This is a genomic window from Pseudoalteromonas arabiensis, assembly GCF_001550155.1.
Lineage (GTDB): Bacteria > Pseudomonadota > Gammaproteobacteria > Enterobacterales > Alteromonadaceae > Pseudoalteromonas > Pseudoalteromonas arabiensis.
This window is the reverse complement of sequence record NZ_LRUF01000018.1, coordinates 38,594-53,525: the sequence shown is the minus strand read 5'-3', so window position 1 is coordinate 53,525 and position 14,932 is coordinate 38,594. Positions and strand designations below refer to the sequence as shown.

11 protein-coding genes are annotated in these 14,932 nt (G+C 41.4%); 5 read left to right on the top strand and 6 right to left on the bottom strand.

Annotation, left to right across the window (positions count from 1 at the left end):
• Positions 1-84 precede the first annotated feature (84 nt).
• Together PAARA_RS07685 and PAARA_RS07680 are read right to left on the bottom strand one after the other, a co-directional pair.
• Positions 85-447 carry a hypothetical protein gene (locus PAARA_RS07685; RefSeq protein WP_245219926.1) on the bottom strand — a complete coding sequence of 121 codons (363 nt, stop codon included), beginning with the start codon at positions 445-447 and terminating at the stop codon, positions 85-87.
• Between the two features lie 28 nt (positions 448-475).
• Positions 476-676, bottom strand: a complete 201-nt coding sequence (locus PAARA_RS07680) for a hypothetical protein (protein ID WP_024601501.1) — start codon at positions 674-676, stop codon at positions 476-478.
• 285 nt (positions 677-961) lie between these two features.
• Between PAARA_RS07680 and PAARA_RS20525 the strand changes: the two genes are divergently transcribed.
• Positions 962-1,111: a hypothetical protein gene (locus tag PAARA_RS20525; protein ID WP_006793968.1), complete on the top strand. Its 150-nt coding sequence runs from the start codon at positions 962-964 to the stop codon at positions 1,109-1,111.
• A 69-nt stretch (positions 1,112-1,180) separates the two neighbouring features.
• On the opposite strand, the gene PAARA_RS07675 is transcribed toward PAARA_RS20525, so the two are convergent.
• Positions 1,181-2,047, bottom strand: coding sequence for a phage integrase N-terminal domain-containing protein (locus tag PAARA_RS07675; RefSeq protein WP_062568470.1), 867 nt, complete (start codon positions 2,045-2,047; stop codon positions 1,181-1,183).
• Between the two features lie 993 nt (positions 2,048-3,040).
• On the opposite strand from PAARA_RS07675, the gene PAARA_RS07670 reads away from it, so the two are divergent.
• Together PAARA_RS07670 and PAARA_RS07665 are read left to right on the top strand one after the other, a co-directional pair.
• Positions 3,041-3,991: an AAA family ATPase gene (locus PAARA_RS07670; RefSeq protein WP_245219925.1), complete on the top strand. Its 951-nt coding sequence runs from the start codon at positions 3,041-3,043 to the stop codon at positions 3,989-3,991.
• Positions 3,992-4,003: 12 nt separating this feature from the next.
• Entirely contained in the window at positions 4,004-6,547 is a 2,544-nt protein-coding gene (locus PAARA_RS07665) for a S8 family peptidase (protein WP_062568468.1), read from the top strand.
• A 449-nt stretch (positions 6,548-6,996) separates the two neighbouring features.
• Here PAARA_RS07665 and PAARA_RS07660 read toward each other — a convergent pair whose 3' ends face one another.
• Entirely contained in the window at positions 6,997-8,130 is a 1,134-nt protein-coding gene (locus PAARA_RS07660) for a tyrosine-type recombinase/integrase (protein ID WP_062568467.1), read from the bottom strand.
• A gap of 176 nt (positions 8,131-8,306) precedes the next feature.
• Positions 8,307-9,671, bottom strand: coding sequence for a tRNA uridine-5-carboxymethylaminomethyl(34) synthesis GTPase MnmE (gene mnmE, locus PAARA_RS07655; RefSeq protein WP_062568466.1), 1,365 nt, complete (start codon positions 9,669-9,671; stop codon positions 8,307-8,309).
• A 209-nt stretch (positions 9,672-9,880) separates the two neighbouring features.
• Here mnmE and PAARA_RS07650 point away from each other — a divergent pair, with 209 nt between their 5' ends.
• The gene (locus PAARA_RS07650) at positions 9,881-12,028 is read left to right on the top strand and encodes a TonB-dependent siderophore receptor (protein ID WP_062568465.1); all 2,148 of its coding nucleotides are present in this window, start codon (positions 9,881-9,883) and stop codon (positions 12,026-12,028) included.
• A 9-nt stretch (positions 12,029-12,037) separates the two neighbouring features.
• Positions 12,038-13,243 (top strand): PepSY-associated TM helix domain-containing protein, encoded by a 1,206-nt coding sequence (locus tag PAARA_RS07645; RefSeq protein ID WP_062568464.1) that lies wholly within the window; start codon positions 12,038-12,040, stop codon positions 13,241-13,243.
• Between the two features lie 56 nt (positions 13,244-13,299).
• On the opposite strand, the gene yidC is transcribed toward PAARA_RS07645, so the two are convergent.
• Positions 13,300-14,931, bottom strand: coding sequence for a membrane protein insertase YidC (yidC, locus tag PAARA_RS07640; RefSeq protein ID WP_062568463.1), 1,632 nt, complete (start codon positions 14,929-14,931; stop codon positions 13,300-13,302).
• Between the last annotated feature and the right edge of the window lies 1 nt (position 14,932).

The window sequence follows — 14,932 nt, the reverse complement described above, 5'->3', positions numbered from 1 at the left end:
TTTGTCGTAGTGCCGAGTAGCGCGAATAGCCAGCACCATTAACACCCACATTTGAAACCAGTCATAATCAGTCATAAGTACACCTTAATGTCTTGTATTACCTAAATAGATATTACCTTCCCAATTGCAAAGCTCTAAAATCCAGTTACTAATTTTCAACCGCTTAGATGGATTAAGGCCTGTGAAAGGAAAGAAAATTTGAGCACTACGCCTTTTGAACGTTGAAAAGGGTTCCAGTCGAATATCCCAAATATCGTCATGCTCATTCATAACATCAAATGCAAATGCTTTTTGTGTGGTTAAAGCAATGAACATCTCTTCTTCTGTTTCATTGCGAAGATTAAGCTCTAAACCTAATGGTTCACACTCATCCTCGATACCAGCTAAGCGGCTCTTCAGCTCATCATATACAGGCTTAAATGGCCAAAGCTCTTTACTCGTCATCATTTCCCCTTTTAAATTAGGCATGCCTAATTTACAGATAAGTATCGTAGAGCTCGCCACGCGCTTTAGCGTCTTCAGCTTCTGCGCGAGTCATCTCTTCACCATCAGCAATAATGTTACCCATACCATCATCCAATTCATCTAGCTGGTCATTTTCTTCAGAAACTGATAGCAAAACATCAACAACACCCAGTGCCACCAACCCTGTTACTTTTAACGCTTTTTTCCACATAGGAGACTCCTAAAATTAGGCATGCCTAATTTGGCCGATAATTGAGTTGCTTTTAGTTAAGCCAATAAATCCTTATAAATCAATATGGAAGATGTCTCACACGTTAAAATTTGAAACACTAAAAACAATAACTTTCATGTGGTTATAGTTAATTATTCAAAACCTATACTTTTACTTTTTTCAAAAAATAAGAATAAACAACTAGCTTTTTGCTCAATAATTGCCATCCTATTAATGCTTAACTTATAAGCGTTAATTTTTAAATCAATCTGATGGAGTAGAATTATGGCTGTTAAACATGTGCCAACTGGAATTGTTCACAAAGGAAGTAAAGGTGGAACAACAGGATGTGGTTTTGATACTAAAAAGGAAGCTACCCACTGGGTAGACTCCCACTCTAAAATCAACTGTGATAAAAACGGATGTAAAAACTGAGGTTTAGTAGAGCAATAAACTAGGGCGAAGTTAGTTTATTCGCCCATTCAAAATTAGGCATGCCTAATTTTAACTGCCCAAGTAAGCATAGGTTATCTTCAAACGTTCATGACCTAACTCTTGGCTAATTTGTTCACGGACTTTGGTATCGTGCTCATAATCGGTTGGCGAGAGCTCTCTTCTATGTGAGCCACCGTCGGCAGGGCATTTCCAGCCTGTAAGCTCTAAATAACGCTCCCTTACGTAATGATGACGCAGTCCGTGATTTTTATTTAATCCAACTCGAATTGTTTCGCGGTCGTACTGTTCCATTTGTGACTTATAGTTTTTGTCAGGTTCGATAAGTGCGCCTTTAGTTACGGCACCAATATCACGAATGAGCTGTCTTTGAGATTCTTTTAAGATCGGAATTTTGCGGTATTTACCACCCTTAGCCCATGAGCCTTTTATTTGCAGAGTGTTAGGATCTATCAAAGCATAAGATAAGCTGAATTTCATACACTCCTCTTTTCTAAGCCCAAACTCTTGCTGCAAACGCAGGGAAAGCTTGATTAAGTCACTCTTGATCTTGGCATGCTTATCCATGTCTAACGTTTTTGACTTGCCAATGGGGTTGTTACGAACTCTTGGAATGCCGTAATCATCATTGCTACGTGAACAGATATTAGGTTTACCTATTTTTTCGGCAATCCAACGCAGTGCAGCCATTCTGTTTTTAATCGTTTTTGCTGCTAAACCTTCATCTTGCCAACGCGTTACAAGGTGATTGATATGTTTGGTTTTTAGACCTGATGGATCTCTTAATCTATAACCATGGCTAAGTAGTTGTGCTGCTGCAAGGTTTAAAACTTTGCTTCGGGTAGCTCTAGTGCTAAAGCTACTTTCGCGGTGTATGTCGTTCACCATTTGGTGAAGACGATATCCTAATTGGCTCATTTCATGTTCCTCATAAATTTAAAAAGTAATTTTGAAAGTATTGAGAAAAACACCAAACCGAAGACCAGGGGGCGAAACGCCAAAATAGGTAAGTTTTAAAGCCATATGAACGGTGCGTAACCGAGCATATTGTCGAAAGACATAAAGGCTAACTGGCCTAAAGCAACAAAGCTGAGCCGTGTGATTTCTGTTGAAATACAGCGCGAACTACTGTGGTTTATATTTGTGTTGTGTATAGGGGGTTGGTCGTATGACCCATAATGCTGCGAATGCAGCTCCTCAGGAACGTGTTGCGGGCAGTGAGAACGCCCTTTTTCTTGAAGCTCACTCCGAGCTAGTTCATAAATGAAATTATCACAGTGATCAGAGATTGCAACACCTTTTTGATGTGCTCAAATCTCCATCCCTCTTCTGGCCCTGCAATTTTACAGGGCGGATTTGGTGTAGAGGCATCATGAGCAGTGGCCTTGATGGGCGACTCTGCGAGTCGTCCCTACCTCTTTCGAGTAGGGACGACTCGTCACCAACCCGCCTTAAAAGAAAACCCCCGGCAATCTTATCTGGGTTTTTCCAAACATTTTTTTTGAAAATGGTTTACTTTGTGATTGGCAGCGTACACCGCGATTCGTTATCGATAATAACGGCCCACATCTGGGTTCATGAAACTGGGCTATGGTGCATCAGGGTGCGGCCATGGAAGCACATAATTTATCAATGTAGTCTTCGTGGGTAGTCAAGTAGCTCCTACATACGTAGCCAATTATATTGGGCTGTTTTTCTAAAAATTATTCAAATATGATTAAGTTGCTAATTCACAAATTTAAATATTGCGTTAATACCCACTCTCCAAGCTAAGTTATTCCTGTATATGTTAAACGATTATTAAACTATCAGATGATAGAATAAATCGACTTTTCAATGTATGATTACATCGTAATCATTCACTCATTTTAGAAAGTACCCATGGCTAGCTCGACGCAAATTAAAGCTTTGATGCAATCTCATATCGACAAAGATGACGATAGATTTTTATCTGTCGCGCTTCAGGTTGCTGCTCATGAAGCGAGAAATGGTCATGGAAAACTTGCGCAAGAGCTAAAAGGGTTAGTTGAGCAGGCAAAAAAAAATAGTGCTAAAAACCTACCTGTTTCGATTGCTAGTAGTGTTAAGGACACTTCAGGTCTATTAGCTACAACTCATCCCAAACTTCGCTTTTCTGACCTTATTGTCTCAAGTTCTGTTAAGAGCCGGCTTGAAAGGTTAGTTAAAGAGCAAAAACATCTCGTTACCTTAAAAAATCATGGTCTTTCTCCTCGTAGAAAATTGTTACTTGCAGGTAAGCCAGGAACAGGTAAAACCTTTACAGCGTCTGTTTTGGCGGGCGAGCTAAATTTTCCTTTGTTTGAGGTTCGCCTTGATGCGGTAATCACAAAGTATCTAGGGGAGTCTTCAGCTAAGCTACGCCAGATTTTTGATGCTATTCGAGAAGTTAGAGGGGTATACTTTTTTGACGAGTTTGATGCCTTGGGCTCTCATCGTGGCTCAAGTAATGATGTAGGTGAAGCTAGACGTATTCTCAATAGCTTTTTGCAAATGATTGAACAAGATAACTCTAATAGTGTTATCGTTTGCGCTACAAATCACATTGAAGCATTAGACCACGCACTTTTCCGCCGTTTTGATGATGTCATCAAGTATCAACTTCCATCAGAAGAGGAAATTATCAAGCTTTTCAAAACGCGGTTGCACTCTTATGTCGCGAAGAACTTCTCATGGAAGAAGCTTTCAAAGATAGCAGATGGGTTAAGTAATGCTGAAATTACATTAGCTGCAAATGATGCAATTAAACAAATGCTTATTCATGAACACAGCTCAATTACCATCACAATGCTTCAACAGGCAATTGAAGACAGAAAGACTATAAGCCAACACTTTATGGAGTAAGAAGGAACCTTAATGGCTCGTAACGAATTTGATAAACCCCACTTCTTTATTAGTTCCTCAGCTAGTTCCCACGAGTTCACCTCACCGAGTCGAGGTGGTGGTGGACCAGTAACAATTCCCGCCAAGGACCGAGCCACACATAGTGCTCACCTACGCCAAAATATTCAATCTGTTGCGAGCGAATTCTCCGATCTGAAACGATCCGTACCTTCTAGTGAACTGAGTATGGGAGTGGGTATTCAAGTTGAGTTTGAAAGCTTCCCTGATGTGGCGATGGCAGTAGAGAGTTTGGCGAATGACCCACAAGGTATTGTGTTGCATAATGTCAAGACCGTGGAGCTGGAAGAAGGACACAAAACCACAATAGCAACTGCGTTTGTTCCTGAAGGTAAACTGAGCTTTTACCAGAAGAAGCTCAATGAGTATGAGGAACGTAGGGTGCTGTCTGGGGGAAGGGCTGGTGATCACCAGAAACTCATTGACTCAATAAAAAATATTAAGCGAGCTACTTTTGCTGCAATTTGGGCTGATGATGAAACATTGCTGCCTGAGAATAAAGATGAAAGAGTGTGGTGGGAGGTGTGGTTAGCTACACCAAGAAAGACTCGCCAAACGCACAACCACTATCAAGAAATCTTGGCTGATTTTACGCGATTGGCAAATATGGCTGAAATGAGAGTGTCGGAGCATAAGCTGCGATTCCCTGAGCATACTGTAATTCAGTTGCAAACGAGCCAAAGAACACTGGAAGAAAACGCCGCTTTATTGTTTCGAGTTGCTGAGATTCGATTCCCGAAAGTTACCGCTGAATTCTTTGCTGCAATGCCGAATGAGGAGCAAGAGGAGTGGACAGAAGAACTGTTACAGCGTCTTAGTTTTAACACCTCTGATGAAACACCTTACGTCTGTATTATAGATTCAGGTGTTAATGTCGAACACCCATTGCTTGCTCCCTTTTCAACTACATCTGACCAGAGAACTATTACAGAAGACAGTGACCCTACAGATGCACTGGGTCATGGAACCGAAATGGCTGGCCTTGCTATGTGGGGAGATATGACTGAACGGTTGAGCTCATCTAGTGTTGAAGTAGTTAGTCATAGACTCGAATCTGTCAAAACTATGAGATTTAATGGGGATAATGCTGATAAACCTCTGGGTATAGTGACAACTAATGCTGTATCTGAAATGGAGATATATAAGCCTGAAAGGTCTAGGGTTTTCTCTATGTCGCTTTCGTCAGGTATAGGAACAGATAGAGGGCGCCCATCATCATGGTCTAGTGCAATGGATATGTTAGCAGTAGATTTTTCAGGTGAAGGCCTAACACCACGCTTGTTTACTGTATGTGCAGGGAATGCCAAGTTAGATGCAAATGTAGATTACCCTAATACCAATTACTTGAGTAATGTGCATGACCCTGCTCAGGCATGGAATGTTCTTACTGTTGGTGCATTTACAGAAAAAGACCAGCTTTCCTTCTCGGCAGATTTAGTTCCTTTGGCTCCTTGCGGTGGTTTGTCTCCATACTCGACAACGTCTCTCGGCTGGGATAAGAATAATGCCCCATTCAAACCAGAGGTTGTGTTTGAAGGTGGCAACTTAGCGAAAGCTAAGGATGGATTTTGTGGTGATGAACCCGATTTGCACCTTTTGACGACGAATAGTGATTACTCTCAGCGGCACTTTACGACAACGCACGCAACTAGCGCAGCTACTGCTTTGGCAGCAAGGTTCTCTGCGCAGATTAAAACTCAGTATAATGATATATGGCCTGAAACAGTCAGGGCTTTAACCGTGCATTCCGCAGATTGGACTGATGCAATGTATGCATTAATTTCTGCACAACGGGGTGAGGCAATCAGAAAGTCAGATATGGTTAAATTAGTCAGGAAAGTTGGATATGGTGTGCCCAACCTTGAAAAAGCATTAAACAGCGCTGATAACTCACTATCAATGGTAATTCAAGATGAGCTGCAACCTTATGTCAAACCTCGTTCTGGGGATACGAAAACGAAGGATATGCATATGCATGACTTACCTTGGCCACAGGAAGAGCTATTAAAAATAGGTGAGGCCGATGTTGAATTGACGGTTACACTTTCATATTTTATCGAGCCTAATCCCTCTAGCCGCAATGTATTGAATAAATACAATTATGCAAGTCACCAATTGAGGTTCGACGTTAAGCACCACAGCGAGTCTGATGCTCAGTTCATGCGCAGAATCAACGCAAAAGCAGATGGTGATAAGCCGGATTCATTAGAAGATGCGAACTGGCTTATCGGTAAGCAGCAACGTCATAAAGGCTCTATCCATAAAGATGTATGGCGTGGTAGTGCCGCTGACTTAGCTGCTAGAGGGAAGATAGCTATTTATCCTGCTGGTGGATGGTGGAAAACTCGAAAAGCTCATGAGAGGTATGACTCCAAGGCGCGATACGCGTTAGTGGTTTCATTGTCTGTACCTCAGGTGGATGTGGATTTGTATTCCGAAGTACAAACTATCATTGAGGCTGAGGTTGCCACCCCTACCGCGGTGGAAGTTACTAATTAAGGGCGTATTAAGCGGTCCCATACATTTCTACAGTGGTAAGGCAATTAATTTTTCGTAACATAATTTATGTAACCATAACACTAATTCGAAATACGGTGGATTGCCAGCACAAATTGATTATGATTTTTAAGTAGAAATGGAAGATCAACATTAGGACCGAAACCACTCCTTTCAAACCCCTTAAAGCCATAAATCGGAACCCCGCAAGCGGGGCCCCCTTGCTTCGCAACCCTGCGGGCGATTTCTAGCTTGACGGGCTTTTCTCTGCGTAGTGAAGGTTATCCAAGAGGTATGCGGCGCTCTGAGTGGCAAGCACTCGACGCTTTCACACCTCCTGGATACAACTGGCTTTTCAAATAAAAACGGGAAAGAGGGAAGGTAAATAAAATTATATTTAACTGTTTTTATTAAACTTTCCCAGTTTCCCATATTTCCCAACCTAATATCCTTTATTGAAATAGACTAGGTAGGGTGGTCATCGCTTCTTTTCGCTTACGCTCAACTATATCAGAGTAAATTTGTGTTGTTTTTAACTCTGAGTGGCCTAGTAGCTTTGATACCGTATAGATATCGATATCATTAGTTAACATACGGACTGCAAATGTGTGTCTCGCGCAGTGAAAGGTTATGTGCTTTGTAATACCTGCTCTGAGCATCCATTGGGTTAGGGCTACGTTAGTATAGCTCGAGTATCTTAAGCCTTTAAAAACACGTTCATGGGCTTCTCCTTGCGAACCTAATAAGCTGATCGCATCGTCGGGTAAATCAAGGTACTGGAGATGTTTTGTTTTCGTATGTCTGAACGTCGCGCGTTGCTCTTTTAAAGCTATTCGATCCCACGTTAGTTTTTGAATATCGCTCCAGCGCATACCTGTCAGGCATCCGAATAAGAATGCTCGCTTTAGTACATCATATCGGCACTCTGTTCTATAAAGAGCTGTTACTTCTTCCTCTTCTAAGTAATTACGAGGGTTTTGTTCTATCTTGATGCTTTTTACTTCGTTTACAGGATTTCGGCGAATAATGCCTTCGTGAAATGCTTTGTTTAAAGCCGCTCTCACTTTATTGAAATAGCATGATGTAGTATTTGAAGAAAGTAGCTTATCTGACTTTGTTCGTGCATGTTTTATTAAGTATGTTCTGAACCCTAATAACACATCAGCATCGAAGTCAGCAAAGGATAAAGGGTTACCCTCACAGTACTTTTGCAAATGGATTAATGATGATTCCCATAGCGATACATTTGATTTGCTGTCTGTGTGCTCTTTGTCATTTATTATTTGCTGCATGTAGCTATAAAAGCTTTCTTGCTGTTTTTCTGAGTCTTCAAAGTGATGCTTGTTGTTAGCTAAATCGACAATCGCTTGCGCTCTTATCTTTTCAGAAATATCTAGAGTCTTTTTATTATGGTCACGTTGGAACTTGTCTTTAGGAGTGGCATAAATAAACAAGTCTAATGATTGTCTTTTACGGCGTTTTACTCGTTTGCCATTTTCATTTAGGTAAGAACCATAATTTCTGGTTAACAGTAGTTGTTGGCGGCCTGTGCTATCAGGTGATTTTTTCTCGATGGTTAGTTTCATAATAACTTCCTCTTTGGTGGACCAATAGTGGCCCACAACAAAGAAGTAGGTGGGCCATTCGAGGCCCATATTATGAAACTAAAGGAAGCTAGAGAAAGATAAAAAAGTTATTAAATGTATGAATGTATTAGGTATTTTAACTTTAATTGGATGTTTGTTTCCTTTGGTTTACCTTGTTATTTACCGATACAGAACGAACTAAATATTTTCCCTAGTAAGTCATCAGAGGTAAATTCACCCGTTATCTCATTTAAGAACTGTTGAGTTAGGCGTAATTCTTCAGCCAGGATCTCACCAGCAATATGCATCTCTAATTGCTCTTTGCCCGTGTTTAAATGATAGGCTGCGTGATCAAGTGCATCTAAGTGACGACGGCGCGCCATGAATCCACCTTCAGTGGCACCTTGGAAACCAATACATGCCTTTAAGTGAGTACGAACTAACTCTATACCTTCTGCATTTTTAGCACTTAAACGGATCACCGGATATTGATCATGTTCATCCATACCGACATTTTCACCAGAAATATCGGCCTTATTGCGGATCACAGTAACGCCCATACCTTCTGGTAACTTGGCCATAAACTCCGGCCAGATATCATGGGGGTCAGTGGCTGATGTATCTGTGCCATCTAACATAAATAGTACGCGATCGGCTTGGTTAATTTCATCCCATGCGCGCTCAATACCAATTTGCTCAACTTTATCTGGGCTTTCACGCAGACCTGCGGTATCAATAATATGCAGTGGCATACCGTCAATGTGAATATGCTCACGTAATACATCACGTGTCGTGCCTGCTATTTCGGTAACGATAGCTGCATCTCGGCCAGCTAACGCATTTAATAAGCTTGATTTACCAGCATTAGGGCGACCGGCAATAACAACACGCATACCTTCACGCATGATGCTACCTTGCTTAGCTTGCTGAGTTACATTCTCTAATTGATCAATAATAGCATTGAGATCTGCGGATACTTTACCGTCTGATAGGAAGTCGATTTCTTCATCTGGAAAATCAATCGCGGCCTCAACATACATACGTAGGTGAATGACTTTCTCCACCAGCGTTTCGATGTGCTTAGAAAATTCACCTTGTAGAGATTGGAGTGCACTTTTTGCAGCTTGTTCACTGGTTGCATTGATGAGGTCGGCAATTGCCTCAGCTTGAGTTAAATCAAGCTTGTCATTCATAAATGCGCGCTCAGAGAACTCTCCTGGTTTTGCTAAACGAACACCGTCAATTTGGCTAATCTCTTTTAATAGCATATCTAATACAACAGGACCGCCGTGACCTTGTAGTTCAAGTACGTCTTCGCCGGTAAATGAGTTTGGCCCTTGGAAGTAAATAGCAATACCTTGGTCAAGCTGTTCACCGCTCAAGCTTTTAAAGGGCACATAGTCTGCGTAACGTGTTTTAGGGCAACGGCCAATAATGTGCTCTGCCACTGTTTTAGCTAAGCTGCCAGAGACGCGAATAATACCAACCCCACCACGTCCAGGTGCGGTCGCTTGTGCTGCAATTGTGTCTTGATTAATCATGCGATGAAATAATGCCAATAAAAGAATGAATGCTGGCTCTATTGTAACCTATGGCTTAATTTCATGCGAATAGCTGTTTGAGTAATGAAGTAGCAAAAGCCTGATGTAAGTAATACTTTATTTAGCTTTAATTAATAATAAACACATATTGCAAATGATAATTATATTCATTAACATGTTGCGCATTATTAATCTTGTCCCTTTTTATTATGCGTTTTTCTGCTGTTTTTATTGCTCTTGCTGCGGGTTTTTCAGGTATTGCTCATTCGCAAACTGAAGTTGCTACTTCTGATCAAAATGATTTAAAAGAACTCGAAAAAATAGAAGTTGTTGGTCGTGCGTTTTCTTTATATCGGCCAACCGAGTCTAGCTTTGCTACTCGTACCAATACACCTTTAGAGAAAATTCCTCAGTCAATTCAAATTTTGCCGCAGGAGCTGATTAGCGATCAGGCTGCTCGGCAAATTACCGACCTTTATAGCAATATTGCTGGTGTTAATGCTTTTAGTTATTCGGGCGTGACATTCCGTGGCTTTCGCCAAGATGAGATTTTATACGATGGTGTGAAGGGCGATCCTTTCAATGGCTTTGCTGTACCGCAATTATTTAATATTGAACAAGTTGCGGTTTTAAAAGGGCCTGCTGGTGCTATATACGGCAGTGGTAATCCAGGCGGTATTATTAACTATGTAACTAAGAAGCCTAAATTCACCAGTGAGCACAGTATTGAAGTGGAAGTGGGGAATGATGACTTCTTCAGTGGCGCATTAGAAAGCACGGGGACTTTAAGTGAGTCACTTGATAACCATGCTTATCGTATTGGTCTTTACCGTGATACTGAAAAACCATTCCGCGCTAATACTAGCAGCGATAATACCATTGTTGATCTTGGTTATACGTGGTTTATAAATAGTGCAACCGAATTGACCACTCAGTATACCTATATAGAGCAAGAGTTGGGTGGAGCACGTTTACGTGGTGTACCTGCCGATGATAATGGCAATTTTCTAACTGATATTAGCTGGAATCATAACGAGGCGACAGACTTTCAAAATGTTGAAGCCCATGTTTATCAGGCTACTTTAAAACATGAGTTTAATGATGTTTGGCGCACAGATGTTACAGCACGTTATTTTGATAACAAAGAAGTGCAAAACTACCATGAACCAAGAGGCCTCGTTGATACAGATGACGACGGTATTGTTGATTGGAGCCACCGTGAGTTTCGTGATCAAGTACGTGAGAACAAAGGCTTTAGCTTAACAGCTAATGCGATTGCAGAATTTGTAGTGGCAGACATGCAGCATCAAGTGCTGTTTGGTAGTGATTGGTATGAACATGATTTTGAAAGCGTTTACCGTACAGCTACACAACAAAGTAAAGGTGGCCCTGTACCTGGTCTTGCTCTTAACAACCCTGAATATGGTTTAACCTCTGCTGATGATTATGACCTTGATAGTATTACACCAAGGCTTGGCAAAACGAATAGCACCCGTTTTGGTGCGTACTTGCAAGACCAGCTAGATATCACCGCAAATTGGAGTGTGACTGCTGGCTTAAGGTATGATCGTTTTGAAGATAAAGATTTGTTAAATCAAACAGAGTTTTCTGATAGCGACTTAACCTACCGAATTGGTACCAGCTATAACATTAACAATATGTTCTTCCCTTATGCGTTACATGGTACTGGCTTTGTACCGCAAAGTGCCAGTAATCAAGAAACAGCTAAAGGCGGCCCATTCTCGCCAGAGACTAGCCGTATTAATGAGTTGGGTTTAAGAACTAAATTATTAGAAGACACACTTGCTGTTAATATGGCTGTGTACGATATTGTCCGCAAAAATATCCTGCAGCCTAGCTTATTAGGTGATGTTGCAGGTGACGGCGTTGATGATTTAGTTGCCGTTGGTGAAGTACAAAGTAAAGGTTTTGAACTCGAAGTGGTTGGTGACATCACTGAGCGCTGGGTAGTTACTGCAAGCTATGCTTATAATGATACCCGTATCACTGAAGCAAATGATAGTATTACTAACCAAATTCCTGATAGCGATAAATTTGCTAACGCGCCGCAAAATACTCTAGGTATATGGACACGCTATGAGCTACCTAGCTTATCGTCATCCATTTCTGCTGGCTTAGATTATGTTGATGAACAGCTTAGTTTAGGTGGCCAACACGTTAAACCTTACACTGTTTACAACATGGCGTGGCAAACAAGGGTCGATAACTGGCAATGGCAGCTATCAGTTAAGAACGTGTTTGATAAAGAATACGCAAGCAGCGGCTTTATCGAGCGAACAGGGCACTTTCCTGGTGAACCACGCCGTGTCTATTTAAGTGCTAAATATAGCTTTTAATGGTGGCGTGTGAACGCTAAAAGTTGGTTTAACTTACACTCTTGGGCAGGACTCTTTGTTGGAGTCCTGCTTTTTGTTACTTGCGTATCGGGCACACTCGCTACGTTAAGCCATGAACTCGAGTACTTAACAGGCGCTAAGTACCGTGCTTTAAGTTCTTCTTCCTCTACTAACTACCTTGCTCTCGAAAACACCCTTAATAAGCATTATCCGCAAGCTCAGATACTCTATATACAACGTCATAAGCAAGATTACCTTGCCACTGAAGCGGCCCTTAAAGTTGGTGACTCATTTCGTTTTGTTTATTTAGATGCAGCAACCGGCACCTTACTCGGTGGAGGAGAGTGGGCGCGGATATCGCGGTTTTTACGTAACTGGCATATGAACTTGTCGATGGGCTGGACAGGTAAATTAATCGTCACCAGTTTGAGTATGTTACTCGTTATTTTATTGGTTTCGAGTTTTTATGTGTATCGGCGCTGGTGGCAAGGCTTTATAAAAAAGCCTGCTGCGCTTAGCCTTGATAAGCGCAGTAGTTGGTCTGATTGGCATAAGCTGTTAGGGCTTTGGAGTTTATGGTTTATTGCTGTGATGGCAATTACAGGGATTTGGTATTTAGTCGAACATGGGCTGCAAACCGCAAAAGTGCCACACACTGTTTCTGCTCCACCAGCTGTGAGTGAGTTTAAAAAACAAAGTCCTCGTAAAGATGTATCGCCAATTAGTTTAGCTGCTGCTTATGAGGCCGCTCAACAGGCATTTCCCAGCCTTGATATTCGCTATATTCGTTATCCTAATAAAGCGGATCAACCTATTGAAGTGCGTGGTTATAACAATGATATTTTACTTCGTCTACGTGCTAATCGTGTGTATTTGGAGCCAAGCTCCGGTGAAGTTCTTGGCATACAAAAAGGGGAACAATTACCTATTGTCGCAAGAATCACCGATACCGCTGATCCTTTGCATTTTGGTAACTTTGCAGGAATTGGTACCAAGCTTATTTGGGGGTTATTTGGTGCATTGATGAGCTTTGTAAGCGCTGCTGGCATCTATATGAGTTGGCTTAGGGTTAAGCGTAAAACAACGGCTGTAAAGTGGCTTGGATTATCAGGGATGATTGCAATCGGTTTGGTGGTTGCTTCGCTACTAACAACAAGTTTGAGCTTTACTGAGCGCAGTGTACCCAATCAGGTTTATTCTCCGATTCTGGGTTAGCTATTTTCAGGTATGAAAAAAGGCGCAGTTAGCGCCTTTTTTGTTGGGTTAAGAGTTTAGCCTCTTACCTTAATACCTTTTTTCTCCATACCGCGGTAGATGATTAGCATCTGTGCGATTGAGATAAGGTTCGATACTAACCAGTAAAGTACTAGACCAGATGGGAACCATAAGAAGAAAATTGAGAAGATTACAGGCATAAAGGTCATCATTTTTTGCTGCATAGGATCTTGAACTGTCATAGGTTGCAGCTTCTGAGTAACGAACATACTTAAACCAAATAGAACTGGTAATACATAGTATGGGTCCATTGCTGATAAGTCATTTAACCATAAAACGAATTCAGCATGGCGTAGCTCAGTTGATTCTAGGAATACGTAGAATAAGGCTAAGAAAATAGGCATTTGTAGTAAAAGAGGGAAACAGCCACCCATAGGGTTCACTTTTTCTTTCTTATACATTTCCATCATAGCTTGACCGAATTTTTGACGATCATCGCCATACTTCTCTTTTAGAGCAGCCATTTTAGGTTGTAATGCGCGCATCTTCGCCATCGACGTATATTGCGCTTTTGTAAGTGGGTACATTGCAGTTTTAACGATAACCGTAATTGCAATGATTGCCAGACCCCAGTTACCTAGGATGCTGTGTAACCACTTCAGTAATACAAATAATGGTTGAGAGATAAACCATAACCAACCATAGTCTACTGTGAGGTCTAAGTCTGGGTGAATTGCTTCTAGTACATCAGACTCTTTTGGGCCCATGTAGTACGTAGAAGAAAGAGTCGTTTGTGAGCCTGCCTGAACATTTACCGCTTCACCTTTAGTACCAATAATGGCTGCATTACCAGCAACTAGTTTGCTGTAAAGGGTATTTTGTTGATCTTGCTTTGGCACCCATGCACTTACGAAGTAATGTTGGATAAATGCGATATAACCGCCAGATGTAGTGATGTTGAGGTTTTTATCAGCCATGTCTGAGAAGCTGTACTTTTCGTATGGCTCTTCTTCAGTACCGTAAGCTGCACCTAGGTAGTTTTGATCAACTAAGCTACCTTTTTCTTGTACAGTACGCTTAACTTGCGTGTATAGCTGAACTTGAATAGGCTCTGCTGTTACGTTGTTTACTGTGTACTCTAAATCAACGGCGTAATTACCTTTTTTGAAAATATAAGTCTTAGTAAACGTAATACCTTTACTGTCAGTGAATTCAAGTGGAACACGCAGCTCATCACCATTTAATGTAAATGCTTTTTGTGTGGTTTTGTAAACAGGGCGGCCTTTGACTGTTGCGTCGGGGCCATTTAAGCCTATCAAGCCACTTTGTGAGAAGTATTGTTTACCGTCAAACACACCTAGGAGCATGTAAGGAGTATCACTTCCTTTTGTCTCTTCATATTGAAGTAGGTCTGCTTCAATAATGTCACCACCGCGGGTGTCAATTTTTACAGTAAACACATCAGTTGTTACATCAATAACTGAGCGCTTTGCAGTTGTAACTGCAGGTACATCACCGTCAGATGATGCCGGAATAAACTCATCTGATTCTGGTGTTGTTGCGCCTTGTGTTTGTGTTGTGGCACTTGGATCAGCTTTTGGTGCATTGTAGTCGTTATTCCATTCTTGGAATAATAAAAACGACACAAGCATCAAGCCGATTAATAAAAACGTGCGTTGCGATTCCATA